Source organism: Methylocapsa sp. S129, assembly GCF_009765995.1.
GTDB lineage: Bacteria > Pseudomonadota > Alphaproteobacteria > Rhizobiales > Beijerinckiaceae > Roseiarcus.
In genome coordinates this window covers 79,981-106,192 of record NZ_LMUI01000048.1, presented here as the reverse complement: position 1 = coordinate 106,192, position 26,212 = coordinate 79,981, and the positions used below count along the sequence as shown (strand labels likewise).

At 62.8% G+C, this 26,212-nt stretch carries 25 protein-coding genes and 1 tRNA gene; 9 read left to right on the top strand and 17 right to left on the bottom strand.

Annotation, left to right across the window (positions count from 1 at the left end):
• Position 1: 1 nt before the first annotated feature.
• Positions 2-994: a tetratricopeptide repeat protein gene (locus tag GSQ90_RS25685; RefSeq protein ID WP_158817810.1), complete on the top strand. Its 993-nt coding sequence runs from the start codon at positions 2-4 to the stop codon at positions 992-994.
• 4 nt (positions 995-998) lie between these two features.
• Here the strand turns inward: GSQ90_RS25685 and GSQ90_RS25680 are convergent, their stop codons facing one another.
• Positions 999-1,502 (bottom strand): DUF2244 domain-containing protein, encoded by a 504-nt coding sequence (locus tag GSQ90_RS25680; RefSeq protein ID WP_174247537.1) that lies wholly within the window; start codon positions 1,500-1,502, stop codon positions 999-1,001.
• A gap of 72 nt (positions 1,503-1,574) precedes the next feature.
• Between GSQ90_RS25680 and nth the strand changes: the two genes are divergently transcribed.
• The gene (gene nth, locus GSQ90_RS25675; protein WP_158817809.1) at positions 1,575-2,279 is read left to right on the top strand and encodes an endonuclease III; all 705 of its coding nucleotides are present in this window, start codon (positions 1,575-1,577) and stop codon (positions 2,277-2,279) included.
• A 59-nt stretch (positions 2,280-2,338) separates the two neighbouring features.
• On the opposite strand, the gene dctA is transcribed toward nth, so the two are convergent.
• From dctA to GSQ90_RS25655, 4 genes are all read right to left on the bottom strand, one after another.
• On the bottom strand, positions 2,339-3,697 hold the full coding sequence (gene dctA, locus GSQ90_RS25670) for a C4-dicarboxylate transporter DctA (RefSeq protein ID WP_158817808.1): 1,359 nt from the start codon (positions 3,695-3,697) through the stop codon (positions 2,339-2,341).
• 247 nt (positions 3,698-3,944) lie between these two features.
• Positions 3,945-4,021: transfer RNA gene (locus tag GSQ90_RS25665), tRNA-His, on the bottom strand.
• 169 nt (positions 4,022-4,190) lie between these two features.
• Positions 4,191-4,688: a phasin gene (locus GSQ90_RS25660; protein ID WP_158817807.1), complete on the bottom strand. Its 498-nt coding sequence runs from the start codon at positions 4,686-4,688 to the stop codon at positions 4,191-4,193.
• Positions 4,689-4,748: 60 nt separating this feature from the next.
• Positions 4,749-5,114, bottom strand: coding sequence for a phasin (locus GSQ90_RS25655; protein ID WP_158817806.1), 366 nt, complete (start codon positions 5,112-5,114; stop codon positions 4,749-4,751).
• Between the two features lie 263 nt (positions 5,115-5,377).
• Here GSQ90_RS25655 and GSQ90_RS25650 point away from each other — a divergent pair, with 263 nt between their 5' ends.
• Positions 5,378-8,224: an ATP-binding protein gene (locus tag GSQ90_RS25650; RefSeq protein WP_158817805.1), complete on the top strand. Its 2,847-nt coding sequence runs from the start codon at positions 5,378-5,380 to the stop codon at positions 8,222-8,224.
• Between the two features lie 5 nt (positions 8,225-8,229).
• On the opposite strand, the gene GSQ90_RS25645 is transcribed toward GSQ90_RS25650, so the two are convergent.
• The 8 genes from GSQ90_RS25645 to GSQ90_RS25610 all read right to left on the bottom strand — a co-directional run bounded on the left by GSQ90_RS25645 (position 8,230) and on the right by GSQ90_RS25610 (position 15,545).
• Entirely contained in the window at positions 8,230-9,222 is a 993-nt protein-coding gene (locus tag GSQ90_RS25645; protein ID WP_158817804.1) for a lysozyme inhibitor LprI family protein, read from the bottom strand.
• Positions 9,223-9,374: 152 nt separating this feature from the next.
• Complete coding sequence (locus tag GSQ90_RS25640; protein WP_158817803.1) at positions 9,375-9,746, bottom strand: DUF2147 domain-containing protein; 372 nt, start codon at positions 9,744-9,746, stop codon at positions 9,375-9,377.
• Positions 9,747-9,811: 65 nt separating this feature from the next.
• The gene (locus GSQ90_RS25635; RefSeq protein ID WP_158817802.1) at positions 9,812-10,426 is read right to left on the bottom strand and encodes a hypothetical protein; all 615 of its coding nucleotides are present in this window, start codon (positions 10,424-10,426) and stop codon (positions 9,812-9,814) included.
• The gene (locus GSQ90_RS25630) at positions 10,423-11,904 is read right to left on the bottom strand and encodes a murein L,D-transpeptidase (protein WP_158817801.1); all 1,482 of its coding nucleotides are present in this window, start codon (positions 11,902-11,904) and stop codon (positions 10,423-10,425) included. Before GSQ90_RS25630 ends, GSQ90_RS25635 begins: the two co-directional genes overlap by 4 nt.
• A gap of 101 nt (positions 11,905-12,005) precedes the next feature.
• Positions 12,006-12,680 carry a lactate utilization protein gene (locus GSQ90_RS25625; protein ID WP_246731775.1) on the bottom strand — a complete coding sequence of 225 codons (675 nt, stop codon included), beginning with the start codon at positions 12,678-12,680 and terminating at the stop codon, positions 12,006-12,008.
• Positions 12,677-14,107 carry a LutB/LldF family L-lactate oxidation iron-sulfur protein gene (locus tag GSQ90_RS25620; protein ID WP_158817800.1) on the bottom strand — a complete coding sequence of 477 codons (1,431 nt, stop codon included), beginning with the start codon at positions 14,105-14,107 and terminating at the stop codon, positions 12,677-12,679. Before GSQ90_RS25620 ends, GSQ90_RS25625 begins: the two co-directional genes overlap by 4 nt.
• Positions 14,104-14,931 carry a (Fe-S)-binding protein gene (locus GSQ90_RS25615; RefSeq protein WP_158818175.1) on the bottom strand — a complete coding sequence of 276 codons (828 nt, stop codon included), beginning with the start codon at positions 14,929-14,931 and terminating at the stop codon, positions 14,104-14,106. Before GSQ90_RS25615 ends, GSQ90_RS25620 begins: the two co-directional genes overlap by 4 nt.
• A 98-nt stretch (positions 14,932-15,029) precedes the next feature.
• A complete protein-coding gene (locus tag GSQ90_RS25610; RefSeq protein WP_158817799.1) occupies positions 15,030-15,545 on the bottom strand; it encodes an EVE domain-containing protein in 516 nt (171 codons plus the stop codon).
• A 249-nt stretch (positions 15,546-15,794) separates the two neighbouring features.
• Here GSQ90_RS25610 and GSQ90_RS25605 point away from each other — a divergent pair, with 249 nt between their 5' ends.
• The 3 genes from GSQ90_RS25605 to GSQ90_RS25595 all read left to right on the top strand — a co-directional run bounded on the left by GSQ90_RS25605 (position 15,795) and on the right by GSQ90_RS25595 (position 20,947).
• A complete protein-coding gene (locus GSQ90_RS25605; protein ID WP_158817798.1) occupies positions 15,795-17,108 on the top strand; it encodes a nicotinate phosphoribosyltransferase in 1,314 nt (437 codons plus the stop codon).
• A 71-nt stretch (positions 17,109-17,179) separates the two neighbouring features.
• Positions 17,180-18,949, top strand: a complete 1,770-nt coding sequence (locus tag GSQ90_RS25600; RefSeq protein ID WP_158817797.1) for an ATP-binding protein — start codon at positions 17,180-17,182, stop codon at positions 18,947-18,949.
• A gap of 147 nt (positions 18,950-19,096) precedes the next feature.
• Positions 19,097-20,947, top strand: coding sequence for a hybrid sensor histidine kinase/response regulator (locus GSQ90_RS25595; RefSeq protein WP_158817796.1), 1,851 nt, complete (start codon positions 19,097-19,099; stop codon positions 20,945-20,947).
• Here GSQ90_RS25595 and GSQ90_RS25590 read toward each other — a convergent pair.
• The 3 genes from GSQ90_RS25590 to GSQ90_RS25580 all read right to left on the bottom strand — a co-directional run bounded on the left by GSQ90_RS25590 (position 20,940) and on the right by GSQ90_RS25580 (position 23,117).
• Positions 20,940-21,575, bottom strand: coding sequence for a response regulator transcription factor (locus tag GSQ90_RS25590; protein WP_158817795.1), 636 nt, complete (start codon positions 21,573-21,575; stop codon positions 20,940-20,942). The genes GSQ90_RS25595 and GSQ90_RS25590 overlap by 8 nt on opposite strands.
• Before the next feature lie 58 nt (positions 21,576-21,633).
• Positions 21,634-22,071, bottom strand: coding sequence for a hypothetical protein (locus GSQ90_RS25585; RefSeq protein ID WP_210254983.1), 438 nt, complete (start codon positions 22,069-22,071; stop codon positions 21,634-21,636).
• 410 nt (positions 22,072-22,481) lie between these two features.
• Positions 22,482-23,117, bottom strand: coding sequence for a response regulator transcription factor (locus GSQ90_RS25580; RefSeq protein ID WP_158817793.1), 636 nt, complete (start codon positions 23,115-23,117; stop codon positions 22,482-22,484).
• Positions 23,118-23,431: 314 nt separating this feature from the next.
• On the opposite strand from GSQ90_RS25580, the gene GSQ90_RS25575 reads away from it, so the two are divergent.
• Together GSQ90_RS25575 and GSQ90_RS25570 are read left to right on the top strand one after the other, a co-directional pair.
• Positions 23,432-23,803, top strand: coding sequence for a hypothetical protein (locus GSQ90_RS25575; RefSeq protein WP_158817792.1), 372 nt, complete (start codon positions 23,432-23,434; stop codon positions 23,801-23,803).
• Positions 23,800-23,967, top strand: coding sequence for a hypothetical protein (locus GSQ90_RS25570; protein ID WP_158817791.1), 168 nt, complete (start codon positions 23,800-23,802; stop codon positions 23,965-23,967). The genes GSQ90_RS25575 and GSQ90_RS25570 overlap by 4 nt, the downstream gene beginning before the upstream one ends.
• Before the next feature lie 191 nt (positions 23,968-24,158).
• Here GSQ90_RS25570 and pqqA read toward each other — a convergent pair whose 3' ends face one another.
• Positions 24,159-24,236: a pyrroloquinoline quinone precursor peptide PqqA gene (gene pqqA / locus GSQ90_RS32960; RefSeq protein ID WP_158818174.1), complete on the bottom strand. Its 78-nt coding sequence runs from the start codon at positions 24,234-24,236 to the stop codon at positions 24,159-24,161.
• A gap of 697 nt (positions 24,237-24,933) precedes the next feature.
• On the opposite strand from pqqA, the gene GSQ90_RS25560 reads away from it, so the two are divergent.
• Entirely contained in the window at positions 24,934-26,184 is a 1,251-nt protein-coding gene (locus GSQ90_RS25560; protein ID WP_158817790.1) for a PQQ-dependent sugar dehydrogenase, read from the top strand.
• Positions 26,185-26,212 lie beyond the last annotated feature (28 nt).

The following is a 26,212-nucleotide window of genomic DNA, read 5'->3' as shown; positions in this document are numbered from 1 at the left end:
CATGTCGCGGCAGCGCTTTCGCCTTTGCTTCATTCTCGCCGTGCTTGTCGCGTCTGGCCCCGCGGTCGCACAGTTTTCGGTGAATGGCGTCGTCATGCCGCCTCCCGCGAGCGGCGCGCCCGCCGCGCCTCCAGCGGCGCCTTCGTCAGGCCCCCCGCCCGATCTCGCTTTTGGCGCCTATCAGCGCGGCTATTATGCGACCGCGCTGAGAGAGGCGATGAACCGCCTCGCGGCCAATCCAAAAGACGGGCCGGCGATGACTTTGATCGCCGAAATCTACAAGGACGGCGTCAGCGTCAAACGCGACCCCGCCGAAGCCGCGCGCTGGTATCGCCTCGCCGCTGACGTGGGCGACCGCCAGGCGACGTTCGCGCTTGGGCTGATGCTGCTGACCGGCGCGCCGGGCGTGACGAAAGATCGCGCCGGAGCGGCGGCGCTGTTTGAGAAAGCGGCGGCGCAAGGTCATGCGGGCGCGCTCTATAATCTGGGCGTCATGGCGATCGAGGGCGACGGCTCGTCGCCGCCCGACTTCGCCAAAGCCGCCGATTTTTTCCGCCGGTCGGCGGAGGCGGGCGACGACGACGGGGCTTATTCCTATGGCGTGCTGCTGCGCGACGGACGCGGAGTGCCCCTCGATATCGCCGCGGCGGCGCGTTGGCTGAAGCGCGCCGCCGACGGCGGCATCATCGCCGGAGAGGTCGAATATGCGATCATGCTGTTCAACGGCGTCGGGGTCGGCAAGGACGAGGCTGGCGCCGCCAAGCTCTTTTTGAAGGCGGCCGGCAAGAACAATCCGATCGCCCAGAACCGTCTCGCCCATCTCTACGCCACCGGGCGCGGCGTTCCCAAGGACCCGGTGCAGGCGGCGGCGTGGCATCGTTTCGCCAAAGCCGCCGGCATTCAAGACGCCGAGCTCGACGCCCTGACGGCAAGTCTTTCAGCCGAGCAAATGGCCAAGGTCGAACAAGCCGTGCGCCGGCAGGCCGAATTCTAAACCGCTAATCGGACAGCCTGGGGCCGCGCCGCGCCTGCGCTAACGCGCGCGAGAACTTCGAGGCCAGTTCAGCTTTCTGGTCGGGCCCGAGAAAAGAGCCGACCTCAAGGCTGCGCCCCTGGCTGACAAGCGAGAGGCGCTGCGTGCCAAACTCCTCGTGCTCGACCCGCTCGAAACGGACCCATGAGGGATTGAAGCGCCATTCGCGCCGCGCGCCGCGCATGCTGACGCGCGCGAACAAAAGTTCGAGAGACGTCAGACGCAATTCTTCATAGGCGCGGGCCGAGCGAAAATTGGCGCGAAACGCGATGTAAAGCGCCAGGACGTCGAGCCCCATGAAGCCGACCACCGGCCACGCGCCCATCAGATAGAACGGCAGGCTGACCACGGCGCTGAAGGCGAAGGCGGCCATCATCAGCTTGCGAAATCCGCTTGGCCCCAGCGAGCGGTGCGGGTTCAGCCGCGCGTCGAACAATGGCGCTTCATAGGCTCGCGACAGATCGTCCATTGCGTCCTCGCTTCATGAGCGCGCCTGACGAGCGCCCTTGGCGGTCCCGCGCAGGCTCATTATAAGGCGGACGTGGAGCGAGAAAAGCTGAAAAAATTAGCGGCCGCCGGCGTTGCGAAAAAACGCGGCGCGTCTTCGCGCTCCGCTCAGGCGGCGCGGGTGGAGAAGATTTTCGAGCGTTTCGCCGCCGCCATGCCCGAACCCAAGGGCGAGCTTGAATATGTCAACAATTTCACGCTGCTCGTCGCGGTGGTTCTCTCCGCCCAGGCGACGGATGTCGGCGTCAACAAGGCGACCCGCACGCTATTTGCGATCGCCGATAGTCCGGAAAAAATGCTGGCGCTCGGCGAGGCCGGGCTTGCCGAAAAGATCAAGACGATCGGTCTTTACCGAACCAAAGCCAGAAACGTGATCGCGCTGTCGCGAGCCTTGATCAGCGATCACGGCAGCCAAGCGCCTAACAGCCGCGAGGCGCTCGAGGCGCTGCCCGGCGTTGGCCGCAAGACCGCCAATGTCGTGCTCAATATCGCTTTCGGCGCCGAGACGCTCGCCGTCGACACGCATGTGTTTCGCGTCTCCAATCGCATTCCTATCGCCAAAGGCAGAAATCCGCTCGAAGTCGAAACGGGGCTTGTCAAAATCATCCCCGCCCGCTTCATGCGCCACGCCCATCACTGGCTCATCCTGCATGGACGCTACACGTGCAAGGCGCGCGCTCCGTCATGCGGCGTCTGCGTCATCGCCGACCTTTGTCAGTTTGCAGACAAGACCGTTTAATCCCGGGCGCGCAGCGGTTGCCGCCGCAGAGGCGCGCAAAATGATCGGATGATCCGGCTTCAGCCTGTTGTTTCCGCCAGTTCGACATCGGCCGGATCGATCTGACGGGCAAGACCCTGTTTCAGCTTGTCGCGATCAAGCTCGCCTTCCCACCAAGACACCACGATGGTGGCGACGCCATTGCCGGCGATGTTGGTGAGGGCGCGAACTTCGCTCATAAACTTGTCGATGCCAAACACGATCGCCAGTCCGGGCAGCAGGCGCACATCGGCCGAAGCCAGCGTCCCCGCAAGCACGACGAAGCCGGCGCCAGTCACGCCGCTCGCCCCCTTGGACGTCAACATCGCGACGACGAGGATCGTCAGCATCTGACCCCACGAAAGATCGACATGCAGCGCCTGCGCAATGAACAGGGTCGCCAGGGTCATGTAAATATTGGTGCCGTCGAGATTGAAGGAATAGCCGGTCGGAACCACCAGCCCGACGACCTGTTTGGAACAGCCCAGACGTTCGAGCTTTTCCATCAGCGAGGGCAGCGCGCTTTCCGACGAGGACGTGCCCAGCACGATCAGCAGTTCATCCTTGATGTAGCGGACGAACTGAACGATCGAGAAACCCGCGACGCGCGCGATCGCGCCCAGGCAAATGAAAACAAACAGCGCCGACGTCACATAGAAGGTGAGGATGAGATTGAGGAGATTGCCAAGCGCCGACGGGCCGAATTTGCCGATGGTGAAGGCCATCGCCCCGAAGGCGCCGATCGGCGCGACCTTCATGATCATCGCGATGATTGCGAACATCGCATGCGCGCCGTCGTCGATCAGCCCGCGCAAGGCATGGCCGCGCTCGCCCAGTTTCATGAGAGCGAAACCGAATAGAACGGCGAAGAAAAGAACCTGCAAAATGTCGCCAATCGGAAAGATCGTCGGCGCGCCCGGCTTGCAAAGGCCGGGGTCAGGGCTGGAGACGAAAGCGCCGATCACGCTGTCGGGGATAATATGCAGGATGTATTCGACCGGCGTCGTTTTCTGAGCGGCGTCCTTGTAACAGGCGACTTGCGCGAGTTCCGAGGCGCTCAGCTCCTTCACCGGAAAGTTTGCGCCGGGCTGCCAGATGGAGCCCACGGCCAGACCGATGATCAGGGCGAGCGTCGAGACCAATTCAAAATAGACCAGCGCTTTGACGCCGACCCGGCCGACGCTTTTGGCTTCCTGGATATGCGAGATGCCCGACACGATCGTGCAGAAGATGATCGGCGCGATCGCCATCTTGATCAGCTTGACGAAGGCCTTGCCGAGAAACTCGGTCCATTCGTTCTTTGCAAGGTCGGGAAGCAACCAGCCGAAGAGGACGCCCAGAACGATGCCGATGAGCACCTGCACATAGAGAACGGTGTACCACGGCCGGGTCGATTGCATGAGCGTTCCTCAAATCCAGGTCCGCTCATTCATTCGGGCCTTGTCAACGCTTCCAGTCGCGGCGGCGACCACTGGGATGGCGCGGGAATCCAAATCGAGACTCCGCCCGTTTTGTGACAAATATTTCAGGGATGCGCCAGCCGCAATTTGGCAGGGCGGAGCGTATTCGCGGATCGCCCCATCAGGACCAAGCGACAGGCCCGCAAGCCTCGGCCCTCAATGCCGGAACTCCGACGGCTATCCCGCGTGGTACCGCCACCCCGGCTTGAACGGGGGACCTCTAGATCCACAATCTAGCGCTCTAACCAACTGAGCTATGGCGGCCCGGGCGGGAACGCGGCGGAACCTAGTGACAAAGCGGCGTCATTGCAAGGCCCGGAATCCGAGCGCGGAGGCCGCGAGCGGACAGAAAAAAAAACGCCGCTCCGAAAAGGGCGGCGTCTCGGCGCGACGCGGGGGAGGGAACCGCGCGGCGCCAAATTCCAGGCGTCGGTCAGACGGCCAGTTTGAAGGTCTTGGCGATCTGGCTCTTGATCGGCGCGGCCGATTCGTCGGCAACCTTCTGGCTCAAGGCGGCGATTTCCTTGGCCTGAGCGGTGATCGTCTCAGCCTGCTTGCGGGCGTGTTCGCCCTGCAACGCAACAAATTCCGAGACCGACTTGACGCTGATGAGGGCCTTGAGGAAATCGAAATTGGCTTCCGCATTCGTGCGCAGAGCCTCAAGCGCCTTGGTGTTGAATTCGACGACCCCCTTGGCGGCCGTCGCGCGGCTCGACTCCAAGGCGACGCTCGTCTCTTCGGCGGCCGCCTTGGCCTTGGCGTAAGCGGCGCGGGTGTCGGCGACACCCTTTTCGAGGGCCTTGCGGACATTGTCCTGAATCTCGGCGATCGGCGCCGAAAAAGCTTCGACAGTTTTTTCGATTTTGGGCTCGGGCGACTGCGCGACGGGCGCAACTGCGGCGGGAGCGGGTTTTTTGATTGCGGTGGCCATGGGGAACGATCCTTCGTTTGGATTCAAGCGGGACTTCTGAGATTTCAACGCAAGCGAGACTTACTTGGCCGATCGGTCGGCGGTCTTTTGAATCAGCGCGCCCAGTTCTTTGGCCTGACCCTGCAATGCGTCGATCTGCGTCTTCAGGAACTCGCTTTGCAGCGCGAAAGCCTCCTGGGGATCCTTCGCATGCACCAGTTTCTGGGCGAGATCGAAGGCGGCGTTCACATTCTTCTCGGCAAAGCCAAGAATCTGCGAGCCGACATGTTTGGCTCCGGTCTGGGCTTCATGCGCCGCGCCATCGACCGTTCCAGCCGTCTTTTGGGCGACCGTGACAAAGCCCTCGAAGGCTTTGCGCGCCTGATCGACGCTGCGCTCGGCAAAATCGCGCAGTTCATTGGGAATTTCATAGGGAGCGTTGGCCATTTCATTTCCTCCGTATCCGCGCCGGATGCGGCGCCTCGTTTCGACCCGCCTCCAATATAGACCCGTTTATGTTGCATTGCAATATTATATTGCAGCGCACCAGAGAATTTTAACCCTTAGGTGAGGAGAACCTCCCGGCGGCATGGACGAAGCGTAAGGGAAAGCATTAAGGTTTTAGTAACATTTGAACCTTTGGGGAGGTTCCCGATTCTACCAGCCTGCCCTGCCGTAGCGCTTCGATTTCCTGGATCCGATAACCGCCAATGAACCCGATCGATCAGAAAACCGCGGATACGGATATTGCCGATCTTCTCGCGCGATCGTCTTTTGCCGGACCATTGCGCGAGGGCGCCCCTTTGCTCGTCGCCGCCATGGAGCCGCCGCGCATCGTCTTCGCCAATCCGGCCGCCCATGCGATTTTCCGGACCGAAAACCTGGCGCAGATCAACGCCGCTGCGATGGCTGGGACGAGCGCCGGGGCGCGGCGTTTGCGCCAATTGGCGGGCGCGTTGAGCGCCGGCGCGCCGCCCAGACTCGAACTCCTGCGCTTCTACATCGGCCGGCTGCCGACCCAATTGGCGCTGCTTTGCGCGCCTGTGGCCGATTCGCGCGGCGAGGTCTTCCTCGTTGCGACGCCGCCGGCCAGCGCGCAAGACAAGGCCGAGAGCGCCGAGCCGCTCCAGGAGGCGCCGCCGCCGGCAAGCCAACTCTCAAGCCCCACGTCCCGACGGTTTCTGTGGAGCGTCAACGAGCATTCCTGCTTTGAGGCTCCTGCAAAGGGGCTTGTCGACGCCGTCAGCGACGCGGCGCCGCGCCCCGCCGAATCGCTCGACGCTCTGAAAGCCAGGACCGGCCTTGATGAGAGCGGCGAATTCGCCCATGCGCTGGCGGGACGCGCGACCTTCGGATCGTTACATTTGCCCTGGCCGCGCGTTTCCCCTCAGGATTCGGGCGGTCAGGCGATCATCGTCGCCTTGTCCGGGACGCCCATCTTCGATCGGGAGCGCCGCTTTTTAGGATATCGGGGTTTCGGCGTGTTCACCGGCGAAACGGCGCCGTTCGAAGCGAAGCGACAGCCCAGCGAAGAAAGCCCGGACGCCCCGGTTGCGCCTTCCCTCGACCAGCCTATCGAAGCGGCGCCGATATCCGCCCCGACCGCCGACGAACCGATGGCGAGCGAGACGCCGCTTTCGGTTGAGGGTTCTGAATCCGGATCGCCGGCTTCCACCGAGCGCAGCGCCGACATCGTGCCGCTGCGCGCGCCGGGACCATCCTATGCGGCGAGCCCCAATGTCGTGCCGATCAGGCCAGGCGCCCTGCGGCACTTTCTGTCAGTTGATGAGAGCGCGCGGCGCGGCGAAGACGACGAGAGCGTCGAGTTGACGACGCATGAGCGCGACGCGTTCCGCGAAATCGCACGCGCGCTTGGCGCGAAGGTCAAGGATCGGAGCGAGCCCGCGACAAAGGAGCCCGAGGAGCTTGCCCCGCCAACGGAGGAGCAAGCCCGCGATCTGATCGATCTGGGCGCTCCCGATGCGCCGCACGGCGCCGCGCCGCTATCAGAGAATGCTGTCGCACCCGCGGCCGCGCATGACGGCGCGGTGGCGCTTTCCCCCGATTCAGCCGCGCGCAACGCCAGCCGCTTGCTTGATCGGCTGCCGATCGGCGCGTTGGTCGCACGCGGCGGCGAGGCGCTCTATCTCAACCAGACGCTCCTCGACCTGCTGGGCTATCAGGATTTGGCGCAGTTTCGCGCGCGCTCTGGATTGACTCAAATTTTCAAAGGGCGTCGGCCTGAGCAAGTCGGCCCGCCAAGCGAAAGCGGCGCGTTGTCGCTCGCGGCGGCCAATGGCGAGCCCATTGCTGCGGACGCACAGATTCAGACGATCGAATGGGATGGCGCGCCCGCGACATTGATCGCCTTGCGCCGCTCGTTCGAAGCGGAATTCGCGCCCAAGCTGCGGGCGCTGGAATTCGATGCGCGGGCGCGCGAAAGCGAAGCGCGGGAGCTCTCGACCGTGCTCGACACGGCGACGGATGGCGTCGTCATGCTCGATTCGCAGGGGCGGATTCTCTCCTTGAACCGGCCGGCCGAAGCCCTGTTCGGCTTCGATCAGAAAGAGGTCGCAGGCGAGAATTTTCTCACGCTGCTTTCGCCCGAAAGCCACGCGCCGATCAAAGCCTATTTCGACGGTTTGCAGAAAAGCGGTCTGGCCAGCCTTCTCAATGACGGTCGCGACGCGCTGGGGCGGGAGCGCCATGGCCGGGCCATTCCGCTGTTCATCACAATGGGGCGCATGAATTCGTCGCCCGACGCCAAATTCTGCGCCGTGCTGCGCGACATGACGCAATGGAAAACGATCGAGCGCGATCTTGAGACGGCGCGCGGACAGGCCGAAAAGGCCAGCGCGCTAAAATCGGAATTCCTGGCCAAGATCAGTCACGAAATCAGAACGCCGCTCAACGCCATCCTCGGCTTCGCCGAAGTCATTATGGACGAACGCTTCGGCCCCATCGGCAATGATCGCTACAAGGAATATCTCAAGGATATTCATTCGTCCGGCGCGCATGTGATGAGCCTGGTCAATGACCTGCTCGATCTCTCGAAGATCGAGGCGGGGAAGCTCGATTTCAACTTCGCTGCGATCGACGCCAACAGAATCATCCAGGAATGCGTTTCCCTGATGCAGCCGCAGGCCGCGCAGGAAAGAATCATCATGCGTCTGTCGCTGTTCGACAAGCTTCCGCGAGTCATCGCCGACGAACGTTCGCTGCGGCAAATCATGCTGAATCTGATGTCGAATGCGGTGAAGTTCAACGAGCCGGGCGGACAGGTCATCGTCTCGACTGCTATGAACGATTCCGGTCAGGCCGTGATCCGCGTACGCGACACCGGCATCGGCATGAGCGATGCGGAACTTGGCACGGCGCTCGAGCCCTTCCGGCAGATTTCCTCCGCGCGCCAAAAGGGCGGCACCGGTCTTGGCCTGCCGCTCACCAAGGCTTTGGTTGAAGCCAACCGCGCCGGCTTTTCGATCAAAAGCCGCAAGGAACAGGGAACGCTGGTGGAAGTCGCGTTCCCGACGGCCCAGGCCGCGGCCGCGCAATAGTCAGCTCAAGGCAGCGGAAAGTCCGGCTTGGCGAGGGGCCGCAACGTGGCGTAGGGGATTTTGCAGGTGAAGGAGCCCTCCACATAGGAGCCCACTGCGTAAGGGTCATAGCTGACATCGGCGGCGTCCGCGCCAAAACTCCAGGTGCTCAAGACGCCGGTGGCGGCGGCGACGTCCTTGCGCAAGCTCTTCAGCCCTTCGGCGTCGAGATCGCCATCGGCGCCTTCGTTGCTTTTTCTGTCGGCGACGACCTGATCCATGCAGAGGGTGAAAATCTTCTCCGCGCCGGTCTTGTCGAGCAATGAGTCGAAGGTTGCTTCGCGCCCGGCGCCGACATCGATATTGATGTCCTTGCTATAAGTATTGGGATGCGCGCCGCCCAGCGAGGCATAGCCGTCGGCATGCGCGGAGATGAGGCGCGGCGAAGCGTAGGCGAGGCGCATGTTCCAGGAGTAGGCGTAATCGTCGCGCTTGGCGTCTGAATTTTCCGGCTGGAAAATGTCACTGGACAATTTGTCGACGGCGGCGTTGAAGGCGCGCTCGCTGGCATTGGCCGGAGCAGGGAATCGAAGAACCTCGATATCGACGTCCGTGCGGCCTACGCCGCCCGCTTCAATCCTGAAGGCAGGAACAAGCTTGCCGGGATATCCCGGGCCAACCAGCGCGCCGCCTGAAAGGAAAAGCCGGCGTTCGTTGCTTTCGCCGGCGAGACAAGAGGCCAGCGCGGCGCCTTCCTTGTTGAAGCAGGCGCCGTCGCGATTGGTGATCCATTCGACCTGCGACTTGAGCAGAGCGGTGCGTTGCTTGGCGTCGAGAGCGGCGTGCAGCGCGCCATAAGCTTTTGTCATATCCGCATCGGCAGCGAGCGCGGCGGGGTTGGCGCAAATCGCTTTCTCCGTCGCGCTTGCGGCCTTGGCGCAATCAAGCGCCAAAGCGGGACCAGCCGTAATGCAAAAACTGAGCGCGACAAGACATGCGAAAATCGAACAACGGGACATGGCTGGCTCCTGCACCGAACGTTGTTACGGGATGAGAAGCCTAGCGATCGCGCATCCTGCGAGGAGATCGGCCGTCGCCTGACATCAAGTCCGGAGCGCCCGACGAACCGGCGCCGAAGAGACTCGAAGCGCGCAAAAAATCCCCGCTTCGTTCAGTGCGACCTTGTCCATTCCACCGTCTTGCAGATGAGGCCGCCAAAAACGCAGCCGGCGGTGGAAAGATGATCGCCTGCGAGCGTCATCTTGCCGGTATATTCCCTGCCGTCTTCGGGATTGAAAGCCGAACCCGCCCAGGCGTCGTCGCCCTTGGGCTTCATGTCGAAGAACACGCGCTGACCGACCTTGCCGGCGCCGCTTGTGTCCTTCAACCAGGTGATCGCGCCGCACACCGCCGCGCCGCAAGGCGCAAAGCGCACTCTCGCCTTGCCGTCGTCGCGCGACCATTCGCCAAGAACGTCGCCCGCCAAAGCGAAATTAATCGAAGCGGCAAGGGCGAGAAAAGCGATAAGCGATCGATGGGCCATGTCTTCCCCCTCACCTTTTCTGGTTGCACGAAGTCGCGCGATTTGGCCGCAAAGCCGCCGGCGCGTCAAGGCGTCGACGCGGCCCATCGCGGCCGATAGCCCGCTGCGATCGCGCTAACGATCGAAGCCGGCGTCAGCACTGGCGCGGCGCCTTCGCCGGGCCGCCTGCGCGGCGCCCCATAGCCGTCAAAGCTCCACGGCAGGAGCGCGTCGCCGCGAATGGCGTAAGCGCGGCCTTCCAGCGCGACCATGGCGCCGTCGGGCAATTGCGCGAACGCGCTTTCCCAGAGACGTTTGCCGCGACCCTCACGCCGCTCCGCATGCAAAATCGCATCCATTTGCGGCGCGCTCAAACGCCTGGCGCCGCCAAAGAATGCGCGAAACGCCTCGGCCTCCGCGCGCCGGCATTCAAAACAAGGGCGGTGGCCGGCAGCAAGCGCGGTGACCTCATCGAGAAAGAACAATTGCGTATAGCCAACCGCCCAAACAGCGCGCCTTCGGCCCTTGAAGGCGCAGACGCAGGCGATCCATTGCTTTGAGGCCCAACGCCGGCGCCCCAGACTCTGGTCGTCGCGATGAAACTTGCCGCCGCGATTGCCAAGCAGCATGCCGCGCGCGGGCGTCGCGACAAGCTCGCCAAAAGGATCGACGCGATTTTGCAGGGGTCGCCGCGCGCTCATCGCGCCGGCGTAGGCTCTGGATTGACGGCGGGCGCGGCGGTCAGCGGCGCGGCGTTGGCGGTCGCTTCGCCGACCGTGTCGATGCCATAGACATCGTCGCGGAAACTGACGAGCCCGTCGCCATTGGCCCAGCCGGTGAGATAGACCCAGATGACGGGGACGATTTTCGCAAGCTTGATGTCTTCGCGCGCGCCGTCCTTGATCTTGGCGAGCAAGGCTTCCTTATCCCAGACGCCGTTGCCGGCGGGCGTGCCTTCCAGCAGCCATTGCGCGAGATCATAGACGCCCTGGACGCGGACGCAGCCATGCGAGAGGAAGCGGTAATCGGCGCCGAACAGACCTTTGGACGGCGTGTCATGCATATAGACCGCCAGCTTGTTGGGCATGCCGATGCGGATGGCGCCAAGCGAATTGCTCGCCCCCGAATCCTGCCGCAAGGTGTAATTGACCGCGCGCTGGCTGTTCCAGTCGACGCTCTTCGGATCGACGACATTGCCGGCGCCGTCGAGGATGCGGATCTTGGCGCGCGTGAGATAGCCAGGATCTCTCTGCATCTTCGGGATAATCTCCTTCTTGATGATGGAGGTCGGCACGGTCCAGGTCGGATTGAGGTTGATGACAGATATTTTGGCGGAAATTTCCGGCGATTGATGTTCGACGCCGCCGACGATCGCCACATAATGATGCACGACGCGGCCGTTCTCGATCGCCTCGACCGATGTCGAGGGAAGGTTCACAACGACATAGCGATCGCCAAAGGGAAAATTGACGCCGGCCAGCCGCTGGGCGCTGGAGGCGAGCTGCTTGAAGCGCGTGGCGGCGGGAACATTCATCGCCGTCAGCGTCGCGCCCGCAACGGCGCCGGTCTGGCGCAGCCCCATACGCGACTGGAAATGCTTGACCGCCGCGGTGACGTCCTCGTCCCAGACGGCGCTTGAGGGACCCTCGGCCGCCTTGGCTGAATCGAGATCGCCCTCAGCCGCCAGACGCTGGCGCAAGATCGCCACGCTGGCGCCTTTGGTCCCGGCTCTTAGCGGCCCCGGAACGCGAGGCCAGCCGCCGGCGTCGGCGATCGCCGCGTAACGCTCCGAGGCCTTGGCGGTCGCAAAGAAAGTGTCGGGCTGGAAAGTCGGGGTCGGACTGTCGGACAAAGCCGTCTCGCGCGGCGGCGCCACATGGACGATCTTCTTCGGCTTGGGCGTCTCGATCTTGGGCGGCTCGATCGGCGGCGTTGCGCCCACATCAGCGGGAATCGGCAAAGCCGCCCCGCCGGGCACAGCGGGAATGGGCGCAGGCGTCAAGGCGGGCGCGGGGGTCACGGCGGGGCTTGGGGCGGCGGCGGCCGGCGCGGGCGCGCTCGGAGCGGACTGAGCCGGGGCGGCCGGCGCGGGAGACGAAACATCCTCCGCCACGGCGGCGCCGGCCCAAACCAGGGCGAAAGCCAGAAAGCCGCCTGTTGATATCAGCCGCAACGCCATCGTTTATGCCCAATCATCCCAAACACCGGAACGCCTAGAAGCAGAATCAGACCCATTGTTGACCAGTAAATAGCACAGACGGCTTTCTTGCGGCGAAACCGCTACGCCCCTTTGACGATCACGATATGCAGCCGGCGCGGTCCATGGGCGCCCAAAAGCAGCGTCTGTTCGATATCGGCCGAGCGCGACGGGCCCGTAATAAAATTGACGGTTCGCGGCATCGCGCCCTTGCCGTAACCGCCCCGCAGCTTGCGCCAGACGCTCTCGTAATCGCCGACAATGTCGCTAGCCGCCACAACGACGAAATGATTGTCGGGCAAGAAATTCAGCGTCGTCGGATTATCCGGACCGGAGACCAGCGCCAGAGTGCCCGATTCGGCGATTGCGGCGAAAGCGGCGCTGACCGCGTTCAGATCATGGCCGTCGGAAGCGCCATGGGCGGTGTCCAGCGCCGTCGCGCTCCAGGGCATGGCGGCAAGACGCGGGTCGTCGCCCATGCGTAAAGTCGCAGGCAAATTGCTGTCGCGCAGGAAGCGCGCGATCTCGCCGGGCGCGTCGGCGGCGGTTTCGACCTCGACGACGCTCGCCTGCGCGCGCTCGGCCTCGTCCTTAAACGTTGCGACGCGCGCCGCCTGATCGCCCTGTCCGCGCTGCGGGATGATTCCCGAACGCGCCTGCGCCAGGCGATCGTCCACCGCCATCCGGCGCGGCGCTTCGGCGCCCGTGACGCCAAGCGAACGGCGGATATTGGCGAGAATCTCCTCGCGCGCGCTCAATGCACGCTCCCGCTTTTAGCGCGCCATTGGCTCTGGAATGTCGCGCCCTGGGGCGCCGGCAGATCGCGATATCTAGTCCAGCCGCCGGCGAACGGCAGCGACGCGAAGCGCCCCTTGGCGCGGCCAAGCCAATGCAGCGCGCGCATCGCGACATTGGTCGACAGCCGGTAGAGCGTCGGACGCTTGGCGAAGAAGGCCCAGAATCCGATGCCGTAGCGCATCGCTTTGGGCGACAGATGCCGCTCGAACTCGCGCTCGCGCCAGTGGCGCATCATATTGGGCAACGGAATGCGCACCGGGCAGACCGCTTCGCAGCGTCCGCAAAAAGTCGAGGCGTTCGGCAATTGGCCGCCCTCTTCGACGCCGATCAGCGACGGCGTCAGCACCGCGCCCATCGGGCCGGGATAGACGGAACCGTAGGCATGTCCACCCACCGCATGATAGATCGGGCAATGGTTCATGCAGGCGCCGCAGCGGATGCAGCGAAGCATATCCTCGAAATCGCCACCCAGCATCGAGGAGCGGCCATTGTCGATAAGGATCACATGATATTCTTCCGGGCCGTCGGGATCGCCCGGGCGGCGCGGCCCGGTCGACAGCGTCGTATAGACCGACATGTCCTGGCCCGTCGCCGAGCGCGCAAGCACGCGCAGCAATTGCGAGGCGTCTTCCAGCGTCGGCACGATCTTCTCGAGCGAGGCGAGAACGATGTGAACCTTGGGCAGGATCTGCGTGAGATCGCCATTGCCTTCGTTAGTGACGATGATCGAGGTGCCCGTCTCGGCGATCAGGAAATTGGCGCCGGTAACGCCGATGTCCGCCGACAGGAACTTGTCGCGCAGGATGCCGCGCGCCTCGGTCAGCAATTGCACGGGCTGCGACAGATCGCGATCGCTTGGCAGATCGCGATGCACGCGGCGGAAGTCCGCCTCGACCTGCTCTTTGTTGAGATGCACCGCCGGCGCGATGATGTGCGAGGGCGCTTCGCCGCGTAGCTGGATGATATATTCGCCAAGGTCGGTCTCGATCGGATCGATCCCCGCCGCTTCAAGCGCCGCGTTCAGGCCCATCTCCTCGGCGATCATCGATTTGCCTTTGGTCACGGCCTTGGCGCCGCGCTCATGGCAGAGTTTCAGCACGATATCGACGCCATCCTTGGCCGTCATCGCATAGTGAACATGGCCCCCCGCTGCGACAACCCGCGCCTCATAGGCCTCGATATAAAGATCGAGGTTGGCGAGCGTATGGTCCTTGATGTCGCGCGCGCTATCGCGCAACGCCTCGAATTCGGGGAGGCGCGCGACGGCTTTGGCGCGCTTGTCGATGAAATTGACGCGCACATGTTGAAGCGCCTTTTGCAGAGGCGCGTCATGCAACGCCGCATGGGCGTTTTCCTTGAAATGCGAAGAGGTGGGCGTCTCGGTCAATGGGGCGCCCCCGCGCTGGGCGTCGCCGCCTTCGGCGCGCCGATCGCCGGCTCATCGGTCATGCCCGCGAGCACTTCAGCGACATGACGCACGTTCACCGCGCTTCCTTGCCGTTGCAGCTTTCCCGCCATGTTCATCAGGCAGCCAAGATCGCCCGCCAGCAAGGTCGGCGCGCCGCTCGCCAGAATATTGGCGGTTTTCTGCGCGACGATGGCGTCGGATATTTCGCCGTATTTGACGGCGAACGTGCCGCCAAAGCCGCAGCAGACATCGGCGCCCGTTAGCTCGACCAGTTGCAGTCCCTCGACGCTGCCGAGCAGCTTGCGCGGCTGCGCGGCGACGCCCAATTCGCGCAGGCCCGAACAGGAATCGTGATAGGCGACTTCGCCCTCGTAACGCGCCGAAACTTTCGTCACTTTGAGCACGTCGACAAGAAAGCTGACAAGTTCGAAACATCGGGCGGCGAAGGCGTTGGCCTTGCGCGCCAGATCCGGCTCGCCGGCGAACAGTTCGGGATAATGTTTGGCGAGCATGCCTGCGCAGGAGCCGCTCGGCGCGACGACATAATCGCAATCCTCGAAGGCGGCGATGGTCTGGAGGGCGATCTCTTTCGTCGTCGCCCGATCGCCCGAATTATACGCCGGCTGTCCGCAGCATGTCTGGCTTGGCACGAAGACGCGACAGCCCGCATCCTCCAGCAATTTGACCGCGGCAAAGCCGACGCTGGGTCGGATGAGGTCGACAAGACAGGTGACAAAGAGCCCGACCCGAATCGGGGCGCGAGTCGGGGGTTCGGCGGCGTCGACCAAGGCAAGATCCTTCATTCCCACGGGCGGCGCGACATTGTACCAGCGGGTCGAGGGTTTCAAGCCGTCTTCCGATGCGCCCCGGCCTGGACGCAGGCGGCTCACGCCATTCTGCTTCATAAAGAATTCGAAATTGACGCGACCGCGAAAGGAGAAGTCATGGCTTTGACGATCAGGTCCATATCATGTTCCGAAATATTGAGCAGACCAAAACGAAAGGCGTAACCCCAGTTTTGCTTGTCTCTCGTCAGTTCAAGGCGCATCCGCAAGGCATGGATCGGCGCCTCGACCGATTGCCGCCATTCCACGTCGCGGCGAAACGGGCGGAAGCCGCCGCCCATATCGACCTGATACGCTTGCTCGCCGCGAACCGTCCCGATCGCGGTGAAAGCCTGCCGCTTCTCCCGGCCGCCGAAAACGATGGTCGGCGAGTAATAGGCGACGCGATCGCCGGCGCGAACGCGCCCGAGCGGACCCGCCTTGCCGTGGCAGACCTGCATCATTCCAAGTTTTCGGCCGCGATCGACATGATCGGCGCAGGCGACCGCCACCCAGTTTCGACGCGGCGGCGGCGCGTCGACGCCTTCGCAAGGGCAGGAAAGCGTTGGTTTCTTGAGAGTGACGGCGCGCATGGCGGCTCCTTTCGTTCGGATCCGCTTCTAGCGCCCCTCACTGTCAGTTTATGTCAGCAGCAAACGGGGCGGCGCAGCCTAACAGGCTCCTCGCCCCATTGGCGGCCGGAACAGGGTTCACGCCCTTGATCGCCCGATACGGCCTGGACCGACCCGGGTTTGCCACGCGCATCCATGCACAAGCGGCGCACTCGATCGTGTTTCCCCCATCCCTTGTCGTCTCCGGCACAAGCCTCTACGTTCGCCGTCATGCTCCCCGATATCGCCACGCGCGTTCACAACCACACCTTCCGCATCGACCCGATCGTGCGCACGCTGCTCGATACGGATTTCTATAAGCTGTTGATGTTGCAGATGATCTGGAAGCTGCACGGCCAGCGCAAAGTGACGTTCCAGCTTATCAACCGGACGTCCAGCGTCCGGCTCGCCGACATTGTCGACGAGCGCGAATTGACCGACCAACTCGATCACGCGCGCTCGCTGCGCCTGGCCAAAAACGAATTGATCTGGCTCGCCGGCAATAGTTTTTACGGCACCAAGCAGATTTTCGAACCCGCCTTCATGGAATGGCTCGCCAATTTTCGCCTGCCCGAATATGAGCTGGTTCGTCGCGACGGCCAGTATGAGTTGCGCTTCGAGGGCGCGTGGAGCGAAACCACGATGTGGGAAATCCCCGCGCTCGCCATCATCAACGAATTGCGCGCCAGGGCGGCCATGCGTTTCATGAGCCGGTTCGACCTCGACGTGCTCTATGCCCGCGCCAAAGCCAAGCTGTGGCTCAAGGTGGAGCGGATGCGCATTCTGGCGCGCGAAGGGCCGCTGCGCATTTCGGATTTCGGCACGCGCCGGCGCCATAGCTTTCTATGGCAGCGCTGGTGCGTCGAAGCGATGCAAGAGGGCCTGGGCGAGAGCTTCATCGGCACGTCCAACGTCAAACATGCGATGGACACCGGGCTGGAGGCGATCGGCACCAACGCCCATGAATTGCCGATGGTTTATGCGGCGATGGCCGACAGCGACGAGGCGCTCCGCGACGCGCCTTATGACGTTTTGCGCGACTGGGCGAAGATGTATGGCGGCAATCTGCTCGTCGTGCTGCCTGATTGCTTCGGCACGACCGCCTTCCTCGAACAGGCGCCCGACTGGGTCACCGACTGGAAGGGCGCGCGTCCTGATTCCAAGCCCGCCATCGCGGGCGCCAGAGAGCTGATCGCCTGGTGGAAGGCGCGCGGGCGCGACCCGCGCGACAAGCTCGTCGTTCTGTCCGACGGATTGGACATCGACACGATCGAGGACGCGGTGCGATCCTTACGCGGCCTCGTCAATGTCTCGATCGGCTGGGGCACCAATCTGACCAATGATTTCATGGGCTGCGCGCCAGCCGGCATCGATGGCGAGTTGCGCTCGATATCCCTCGTGTGCAAAGTGGTCGAGGCGGACGGGCGCCCGACTGTCAAGCTCTCCGACAATCCCAACAAGATGCTGGGGCCGGCGGACGAAATCGAGCGCTATCGCCGCGTTTTCGGCGCGGCGGGCATGGCGCCCTTGCCGGTTCTGGTGTGAACGGGCACGGACAGGCCGCGTTATATCCCGCCCGGCGCGAGCTTGACGGCGCCTCCGCCCGAAACGATCGTTTGTTCGCTGAGCAGATCGCCGCGCTCTATCGCATCGCGCCGACGGGAATCGTCGGCGCAGTGATCGCAGCGTTCGTCCTGGCGGGCGTGGTCGTCCAGCTCGGCGGCATATCGATCTCCATCCGGGCGATCTGGCTGGCTTGCCTGACCGTCGCCGCCATCAGCCATCTGCTTGTCTGCTACGCCTACTGGCGCGCCCGTCCCAAGGCGGCGGAATGGCGCCGCTGGGGGCGCTGGTTTGCGTCGCTAAGCTTTGCCGAGGGGCTCACTTGGGGATTAGGCGCGTTCATCATGATGGCGCCGGATAATCTCGATCAGCAGCTCTTTTTCCTGGTCTTCGTCGGCGTGATCAGCGTCGGCTCGGTTCTCGCCTTCGGTTCTTATCTGCCAGCATGTTTTCTGTTCGTCTTTCCAATCATCGCGCCCTTGATGGTTTTCATGATGTGGCGCGCGACGGAGGCCGTGGAAATTCGCTACAGCCTGGGCGCGATGAGTGGGCTGTTTCTTGTGGTGATCACGATAATGGCGCGCAGCTTCAACGCCAATTATGTCGACGCCTTGCGTCTACGCTTCGAGAACCTCGACCTCGCCGAAGACCTGCGCCGCCGCAACGAGCTCGTCGAACAGGCCAGTCTCGACAAATCACGCTTTCTGGCGGCGGCCAGCCATGACCTGCGCCAACCTATTCATGCGCTCGGCCTGTTCGTCGGCGCGTTGCGCGCCACCCGCCTGCCCGCCGAAGCGATTCGGTTGGTCGAGCAGATTGAGGCCTCGGCCGCGGCGATGGACGGATTATTCAGCTCCTTGCTCGACATTTCCCGTCTCGATGCCGGCATCGTCCAGGCGCGCAGACAATCCTTCGCCATCCAGCCGCTGCTCGACCGCATCTGCCGCGACTACGGGGAGGAAGCGAAAGCAAAGTCGATTTTGCTTGTGACGCATCCCTGCTCGGCGATCGTGCGCACCGATCCGGTCCTGATGGAGCGCATCTTGCGCAACCTTATCGCCAATGCGGTCCGTTACACCATGCGCGGCCGCGTCGTGGTCGGCTGCCGGCGACGCCAGGGCGCGATACGCGCGGAAATATGGGACACCGGCCCCGGCATTCCCGATGCGCAGCAGGAAAAAGTGTTCCAAGAATATTTCCAGTTGGAGAATCCCGAGCGCGACCGCGCCAAGGGACTCGGGCTCGGACTAGCGATCGTCCGGCGCCTGACCAATCTTCTCGACAGCGAACTCGCGCTACGCTCGCAACCCGGGCGCGGCTCCTGTTTCAGCGTCGCCATCCCATTGGCGAGCGGCGCGCCCGACTATGGCGAATCTCCGGATGAGCGTTTCATCGGCGCGCCGGTGCTTGGGCTCGTTCTGGTCGTCGAAGACGAAGCCGCTATTCGAGACGGGATGGCGAGCCTGCTAACCTCCTGGGGGTATGGGGTCGTCACAGCGGGTTCGGGCGACGAGATGCTCGCTGAACTCGCGCAATGCCCTGATCGCCCAGCGCTGATCATTTGCGATTATCGCCTGCGCGCGAGCGAGAACGGCATCGAAGTCATCGAAAGATTGCGATCGGAATATAACGAAGCGATTCCCGCGATGCTGATTACCGGCGACACCGCCGAAGATCGCCTGAAAGAGGCGCAAGCGAGCGGCTTGCCGCTGCTTCACAAACCTGTGTCCAACAGCAAGCTGCGCGCGGCGATCGCCAATCTCATCGCTGCTTCCGGCGCGGACGATGGCGCGGAGGAAGCGCAGACCTCGTCGGTCAAATGAGGCCGCCCTTGCGCCCGACCAAGACGGGTGGTCGCGCTTGGCGTGTGCGAGCGCACCGATCCATCGTTGCTGCGGCGCAACAAATTTGTATGATGCGCCTGCAGCTTTCGAGCTCCTTCCCCGCCCCCTGGCGCAAAGAGCGACCTCATGTTCAATGATATAACGATATTGCGGATGGCAGGCGGCATCGCGCGGCGATTGGGAACGCCGCCGCCGGGAACGAACAACCGGCTGCGCGCCGCGCAGGTGGAGGCGTTATTCCAGACAGTGTTCTTCGGCGCTTTCGGCGCGGTCGGAGGCGCCGTCATCCTGGCGGCTTCGCTGGTCCATTTGGGCGAACTGAACTGGATCGTCGGCGTCGCCTGGGCGGGAGACATCGGCGTGGGCGCCTGCGGCCATATCCTGCTTCGGTTCGCCTATCGCCGGGCCAAGCCCGCCGAGGACCATTGGCGGCCTTGGGGGATCGCCTTCACGGCCATCAGCCTCTATCAGGGGATGGGATGGGGATGGGCCGCGACCTCGCTGGTGAGCCACGACCATTTCGACCTGGAGATGCTGCTGGTCGTCGTCACGCAGACCATCGCCGCCGGCGCGGTCCCCGCCTATGGCTCCTATCTCCCGGCGTTTCTCGCCCTTTACTTGCCGTCCACCGTTCCAAGCCTGCTATGGAGCTTCACGGCCGGTCAATTCATCCCTGCGGCGAACGTGATGTTCGGGCTCACGCTGCTGTATATCCCGGCCATGGGACTGCTGGGCGTGCGCGCGAACCGAAGTTTCAAGGAATTGGTCGAATTGCGCATTCGCGCCGATGGGCTCGCGAAGGACCTGCACGAACAGAAGGATGTGGCGGAGCGGGCCAACCTTGCCAAATCCACGTTTCTCGCGGCGGCCAGTCATGACCTCCGCCAGCCCGTCCATGCGCTCGGCCTGTTCGTTGGCGCGCTGCGCGGAGTGGCGCTGCCGCCCGAAGGGAGCCGGCTGGTCGAGCAGATCGACACCTCCGTCGTCGCGATGGATGGTCTGTTCAGCGCCCTTCTCGACATTTCGCGTCTCGACGCCGGCATCGTCGAAGTGCATCGTCAATCCTTCGCCATCCAGCCCTTGCTGGAGCGCATTTGCCGCGATTATGCCGGCGAGGCGGAGGCGAAGTCGATTTCGATCGTACAGCATCCTTGCACAGCGACGGTGTTCACGGACCCGGTCCTGATGGAGCGCATCTTGCGCAACCTTGTCTCCAACGCGATCCGTTACACCGATCGCGGCCGCGTCGTCGTCGGCGGCCGCCGAAGCGGCGGCCGCATCCGCATCCAGATCCTGGATACGGGGCGCGGCATTCCGCTCGCGCAGCAAGAACGGGTGTTCGAGGAATATTTCCAGTTGGGCAATCCTGAGCGCGACCGCACCAAAGGGCTGGGGCTGGGCCTCGCGATCGTCCGCCGGTTGACCCGGCTTCTCGATTGCGAACTTACGTTGCGCTCCGAGCTGGGCCGCGGCTCCAGTTTCAGCGTGGATGCGCCTCTGGCGAGCGGCGGCGTCGATTACGCCGAGCCGCCGGAAGAAAATTTCGCCACAATGCCGGCGCCCGGCTTGGTGCTCGTCATCGACGACGAAGCGGCGATCCGCGACGCCATGTCGAGCCTGCTGAAAGGCTGGGGCTATGAGGTCGTCACCGCGGGTTCTGGCGACGATATGCTGGCCGAACTCGCGCACAGCATGCATCGTCCCACACTGATCATCTGCGATTATCGCCTGCGCGCCGGCGAGATCGGCATCGAAGTCATCGAAAGGTTGCGATCGGAATATAACGACGCGATCCCCGCCATGCTGATCACCGGCGACACCGCTAGGGATCGACTGGCGGAAGCGCAGGCGAGCGGCCTGCTGCTGCTCCACAAGCCCGTCTCCAACAGCAAGCTGCGCGCGGCGATCGCCAATCTCATCGCGGCTTCCGGCGCCGACGATGGCGCGGAAGAAGTGCAGATATCGTCAGTCAAATGAGCCCGGCCTCGCGGCCGACCGCAGCCGCCTGCGTACGGTTGACGACGTTCAGCGCCCTGAAAATGGCGGTGATATGCGCCTTGACAGTCTTCTCCGACAGATCGAGCTGCGCCGCGATCGTCTTGTTGGGCTGGCCACCGCTGAGCATCGACAGGATTTCGACTTGCCTTCCGGTCAGCCGCGCGGCGCGTGGCTCCGCCATGGCGCCCCGGCGCTCAGTCGCGCCGGTGAGCTCGTTGAGGACGAGAGGCGGGACATAGAGATCGCCGTTCAGCACGGTCTGTATCGCATGGAGCAGCAGATGCTGGCTCGCCGATTTGGGGACATAGCCTAGAGCGCCGAGAGCCATCGCCTTGCGCGCGTCCTGCGGGTCCTCCGACGACGACAGGACGATCACCGGCAATTCCGGCCGTTTGCGCCCGAATTCGGAAATCGCCCGCCATCCGTCCATGCCCGGCATCATGAGGTCCAGCACCACAACGTCGAGATCGACGTGATCCTCGACAAGCGCGAGACCCTCGCTCGCGTCGCACGCCTGCAGGATTTCGGCGCCCGGCCCGGCCTGCCGCAGCAGAGCCGCGAGCCCCTCCCGCAAGACAGGATGATCGTCGACGATCAACAGTTTCATATTGCGATTATGCTTCAAAATGCTTGCCGCGAGCAAGCAAGCCAAAGGTCCTAGGACTTCAATCCAATTTACCCTGAAATGAAAACCATCGACGTTGTTCTGTCAGCCGCGCGGATCCGTCGTTCGGCCGATCGCGGGCGGTCCTATCAAGGAGGGACGAAATGAAGACGCAATTCGACACGCGGCGGTGGCTTGTGATCGGGGGTTTAGTCATCGCGGTTTCCGGGTTCGATTCGGCTCGTCGCCACGTCGAACAACCGGCGCCCGAGCGGGTCGCTTTTTGCAACGTCCGTTGCGCCCCCTTTGCCGGCGGACACGGGTCCTCGTCGGGCGCCGCCAGTTCATCGAGCGGCAGCAGTTCCTCAGGCAGCAGCTCCTCGAGCAGCGGTTCGTCGAGCAGCAGCGGCGGTTCCCCGAGCGCCGGCAGCGGTTCGTCGGGCAGCGTCGGCAAAAGCTGATCGGGAACGACCGACCGGAACGGCGCGCCAAGCGACATATTCGAGGAATGGGATATTCCAGAACGGGTTTGCCGCCGGCGTTCTCTAGATTCCTTGAAAACGCGCGCAATTGGCGAAAAACCGGCATCCACTTTTTCGCGGCGCGCTCCATGCGCCTGAGGTGCTTTCACATGTCGTTGCAATAAAGCGAAAACGCTCGATATCAGGTCCGCGACCATGCTGACCGAGCTTCGGGGCCATATCGTCTTATGCCAAGACTCTGAAAGAGCGACTCTTTGGTCGTACTATTTTGTGAACCCCCAGCCGTGATGACCGCGCTTGTCACGGTCATCCCGCAGATGAGGTAGTCGCGGCAGGTCGGGCTCATCGATTCCTGGCGTTACCCGTCGATCCGTCGGCGGCGCTGGCCGGAATTCGTCGCAGCCGCCCTCAGCCATCGACTAGCCGCTCAAATGAGTCCGGCCTCGCGGCCGACCGCGGCCGCCTGTGTGCGGTTGACGACGTTCAGCGCCCTGAAGATGGCGGTGATATGCGCCTTGACCGTCTTTTCCGAGATGCCGAGCGCCGCGGCGATTGTCTTGTTGGGCTGCCCCATGCTGAGCATCGCGAGGATTTCGATCTGCCTCGCCGTCAACCGTACGGCGCCCTGCTCCGCTCGGCCGGCTTGGCGCTTCGCACCGCCGGGGAGTTCGCCGAGGACGACAGGCGGAACATAGAGATCGCCGTTTAGCACAGTCCTGATCGCCAAAAGCAACACATGCGGGCTCGCCGATTTCGGGACATAGCCGACGGCGCCGAGAGCGAACGCCTTGCGCGCGTCCCGCGGGTCCTCCGACGACGAAAGAATGATCACCGGCAGTTCGGGCCGTTTGCGTCCGAATTCGGAAATGGCTCGCAACCCATCCATGCCGGGCATGGCGAGGTCGAGCAATATCGCGTCGAGATCAGCGTGGTCGTCGACAAGCGCGAGACCTTCGCTCGCATCGCCCGCCTGCAAGACATCGATGTCTTGCCCAGCCTGTTTAAGCAGGGCCACGAGCCCCTCCCGTAATACGGGATGATCGTCGACAATCAGAAGTTTCATGCGTCGACTATGCTTCGAAGCGATTGCCGCGAGCAAGCAACATAAAGGTCCTAGGACCTTCGTCCGATTTACCTCGCCGCTGAAATCGATGAGCGTGATTCGCTGACGATGCGAATCGACCGTCGGTTAAGACGGTTCGCAGTGGCGGGGCCGCGATGTTTTCGAGCTTTTTGCTGCGTCCACACTTGCCTGGCGGCTTGAGGCGTCTTCGCGCCGCTCGTGCGGCAGCTCCGATTTGCGTGGTCTCTACTTGCTGCTGTGCGCCCGGCGGCAAATCACGGCGTCGTATCGCCGTCCTTTTGTGCGCGACCGCCTTGACGCCGCTGAGCGCTGGAAATGTTTCGGCAGCAGCGTCTGATGGGCAGATACAAGGCCTCAACGTAGCGATTGGCATCATCGATTCGTATCAAGGCACCAACGATGATTCTAGGCCCATAGCCTATGTTCTGGGCACTGCGGCGAAAGCAGAATTGGAACTCAACGGAGACACTTTCGAAGGAGAATCTTCTGTCAACTCCTTCCTGTACGGGGTCGATCCGCTCTACGGGATCATTGCGCCGCCCGGCACGAACCCAACCAATGGGGTCTTTGGCGCCGCGATCGGACTCAATGCCGACAATCTCCCCGTTGTCGTCGGCTATAGCGAAGCAACTTTGCCGCCGGCGTGCCGGGCTTCGGCCTGGTGACGCCGACCCAGCTCGGGCGCCCCGTATGGGCCGAATATGGCGCACGCCTCGGCTACAAGATCACGCCGGCGACCATCGTCGACCTCTACGCCGACGGCGTCAGCGGTCACGCCGCCATCGGCACGGATGTCCGCGTCGGCGCCGGCATGACATATACGTTCTGAACGCTCCAGCGGCCCCGTTTTATGGTTGAAGCCGCGTTATTCGTTCAATTCAACCATCAGGTCGATGATCCCACGTAGCCGACGTTCGCCAGCGGCTTCGTCTATTGACGAAGCGAGAAAACCTCGCGCGCCTGAACCGGGAGCGGCAGCCAAATTCAAGCTGCCGCGCCGCTGGTTCAGGCGGCGAGGCTTCAAATTTTGGCGGATGCGTAGCTGGTGACTTCCATGCCGATGCATACTTCAGTGGTAACCGGGGTGGTCCAGGACATAGCGAGCTCCCTCAGGTTGTTTGTGCGGGAAACGAAATCTCACACGATAGGCTGCATATCACGTGGCGTCGGTTTGACAAAGTAAGCAGCGAATGAAATCGAGACCGCACGAAGTTGTGATGACGTCATCACGCCTGTCTCTCAAGATCAGCGCAGCCGCTCATTCGACAGCGGCATGTTATCGAAGGCTTTTTTGTCTTTGCGTCAAGTCGGGATTGCCGCTCGTCGCTCCGAGCCGCTCGACGACACAGGAAAACGCGTGACGCCAAACTATTCCACGATGCGGAATGTCGGATAGATCAGGCAAGGCTCGCTATCGGGCCTTTCTGCATGTCAACTCTTTGTTATAGGGCGATAAGCGTTACGCTTTCCACGATGCGGGAAAAGAACGTCCCAACGCTGCGACGGCGGTCGCATTCATGCAATTATTCGTAGGCCGTCCGTTGAGAAGCATGATGCGGCAAGCGATTGTCGCAAGGCGCCGCGCGGCGAACGGGAGGACGCAGAGGTTCATACTGAAGTTCCATAAGGCGGAAAAATCCGATTTCACTGTTTGGGTTCTCAAGAGGTCGTGTTAAATATTCCGATGTCTTCGGGCGCGAATATGCAGTCGAATACTTAGAGGCGCGCGCGAGCGTAGGTCGGCGCTCAGGCGCCGAACAACAAGTCCAACCATAAATGCACAAGGGAGGGTTCGATGAAACTTCGCATTGCTGCTATGTTAGCGGTAACTACCGCGTTGGCTTATCCCGGCGTCGCCATGGCGGACGCCCTTCAAACACTCGAAGACATGCATATGACGCCGCCGATGGAGTGGCCGACGATTCCGCAGACCGGCGAGAAGGCCGATCAGGTCAAGCAGATCCTGACCAAGATCAAACTGCCGCCCGGGTTCCACATCGGCCTTTACGCACTGGTTCCCGACGCTCGCCATATGGCGGTGGGGCCGCAAGGCGTCGTGACGTTTGTCGGAACGCGCAAGTCCAAGATCTGGGCGGTCACCGACCGCGCCCGCAGCGGCGTCGCGGAAGAGGTGAAGGAATTCGCGCCATCGCTTCCCAAGAAACTGCCCAACGGACCCTGCTTCTCCAAGGATGGGTTCCTGTACGTGGTCGAGCAGAACCGGGTGCTGCAATATGCGGCCGCCGAATTCTTCTACGAGAGTCCTGACGTCGCTGTGAGCGTGGTCGTTCCCGAAGGCCAGTTGATCCCGAAGAGCGAAGAAAGCTTCAACCACACCGCGCGCGAGTGCCGCGTCGGGCCGGACAATAAGCTCTACATCCAACTTGGCCAGCCCTACAATGTGCCGCCCAAGGACAAGGCGGAACTGGATCGAAAAGTTGGCATGGGCGGCATCATCCGCATGGATCAGGATGGCAAGAATCGCGAAATCTACGCGCTTGGCCTGCGCAACCCGGTCGGCATGGATTTCAATCCGAAGGACAAGACGCTCTGGTCCAATGACAACCAGGTCGACGGCATGGGCGACGACATTCCGCCCGGCGAAATGAACCGCATCGACAAGATCGGCGAGAACTTCGGCTTTCCGTGGTATGGCGGCGGGCATACGCGCACCAACGAATACAAGAGCGAGACCCCGCCGGCCGACGTCGTATTCCCCGAAGTCGAGCAGGTCGCCCACGCGGCCGACCTCGGCCTGATGTTCTATACCGGCGACATGTTCCCGGCGAAATACAAGGGCGCGATCTTCTCCACCCAGCATGGATCGTGGAACCGCACCGTGCCGGTCGGCGCTCGCGTCATGGTGACTTTCCTCAAGGATGACGGCCATGTCACCGGTCCGTCCATTCCGTTCGCTGAAGGCTGGAACGAGGATGGGCACTATCTGGGCCGCCCGGTCGATGTCGCCCAATATTGGGACGGTTCTCTACTGGTTTCCGACGATCTGGTCGGCGCGGTCTACCGCATCTGGTACGACGGCAAATGAACACCGCATAATGGCGCCCGACGGCTCC

Excerpts from the sequence above, each read along its gene's own strand:
- GSQ90_RS25685 (WP_158817810.1), top strand. The coding sequence starts at position 2 with ATGTCGCGGCAGCGCTTTCGCCTTTGCTTCATTCTCGCCGTGCTTGTC.
- GSQ90_RS25680 (WP_174247537.1), bottom strand. The coding sequence starts at position 1,502 with ATGGACGATCTGTCGCGAGCCTATGAAGCGCCATTGTTCGACGCGCGG.
- dctA (WP_158817808.1), bottom strand. The coding sequence starts at position 3,697 with ATGCAATCGACCCGGCCGTGGTACACCGTTCTCTATGTGCAGGTGCTC.
- GSQ90_RS25660 (WP_158817807.1), bottom strand. The coding sequence starts at position 4,688 with ATGGCCACCGCAATCAAAAAACCCGCTCCCGCCGCAGTTGCGCCCGTC.
- GSQ90_RS25655 (WP_158817806.1), bottom strand. The coding sequence starts at position 5,114 with ATGGCCAACGCTCCCTATGAAATTCCCAATGAACTGCGCGATTTTGCC.
- GSQ90_RS25650 (WP_158817805.1), top strand. The coding sequence starts at position 5,378 with ATGAACCCGATCGATCAGAAAACCGCGGATACGGATATTGCCGATCTT.
- GSQ90_RS25645 (WP_158817804.1), bottom strand. The coding sequence starts at position 9,222 with ATGTCCCGTTGTTCGATTTTCGCATGTCTTGTCGCGCTCAGTTTTTGC.
- GSQ90_RS25640 (WP_158817803.1), bottom strand. The coding sequence starts at position 9,746 with ATGGCCCATCGATCGCTTATCGCTTTTCTCGCCCTTGCCGCTTCGATT.
- GSQ90_RS25635 (WP_158817802.1), bottom strand. The coding sequence starts at position 10,426 with ATGAGCGCGCGGCGACCCCTGCAAAATCGCGTCGATCCTTTTGGCGAG.
- GSQ90_RS25630 (WP_158817801.1), bottom strand. The coding sequence starts at position 11,904 with ATGGCGTTGCGGCTGATATCAACAGGCGGCTTTCTGGCTTTCGCCCTG.
- GSQ90_RS25615 (WP_158818175.1), bottom strand. The coding sequence starts at position 14,931 with ATGAAGGATCTTGCCTTGGTCGACGCCGCCGAACCCCCGACTCGCGCC.
- GSQ90_RS25610 (WP_158817799.1), bottom strand. The coding sequence starts at position 15,545 with ATGCGCGCCGTCACTCTCAAGAAACCAACGCTTTCCTGCCCTTGCGAA.
- GSQ90_RS25605 (WP_158817798.1), top strand. The coding sequence starts at position 15,795 with ATGCTCCCCGATATCGCCACGCGCGTTCACAACCACACCTTCCGCATC.
- GSQ90_RS25595 (WP_158817796.1), top strand. The coding sequence starts at position 19,097 with ATGTTCAATGATATAACGATATTGCGGATGGCAGGCGGCATCGCGCGG.
- GSQ90_RS25590 (WP_158817795.1), bottom strand. The coding sequence starts at position 21,575 with ATGAAACTGTTGATCGTCGACGATCATCCTGTCTTGCGGGAGGGGCTC.
- GSQ90_RS25585 (WP_210254983.1), bottom strand. The coding sequence starts at position 22,071 with ATGTCGCTTGGCGCGCCGTTCCGGTCGGTCGTTCCCGATCAGCTTTTG.
- GSQ90_RS25580 (WP_158817793.1), bottom strand. The coding sequence starts at position 23,117 with ATGAAACTTCTGATTGTCGACGATCATCCCGTATTACGGGAGGGGCTC.
- pqqA (WP_158818174.1), bottom strand. The coding sequence starts at position 24,236 with ATGTCCTGGACCACCCCGGTTACCACTGAAGTATGCATCGGCATGGAA.
- GSQ90_RS25560 (WP_158817790.1), top strand. The coding sequence starts at position 24,934 with ATGAAACTTCGCATTGCTGCTATGTTAGCGGTAACTACCGCGTTGGCT.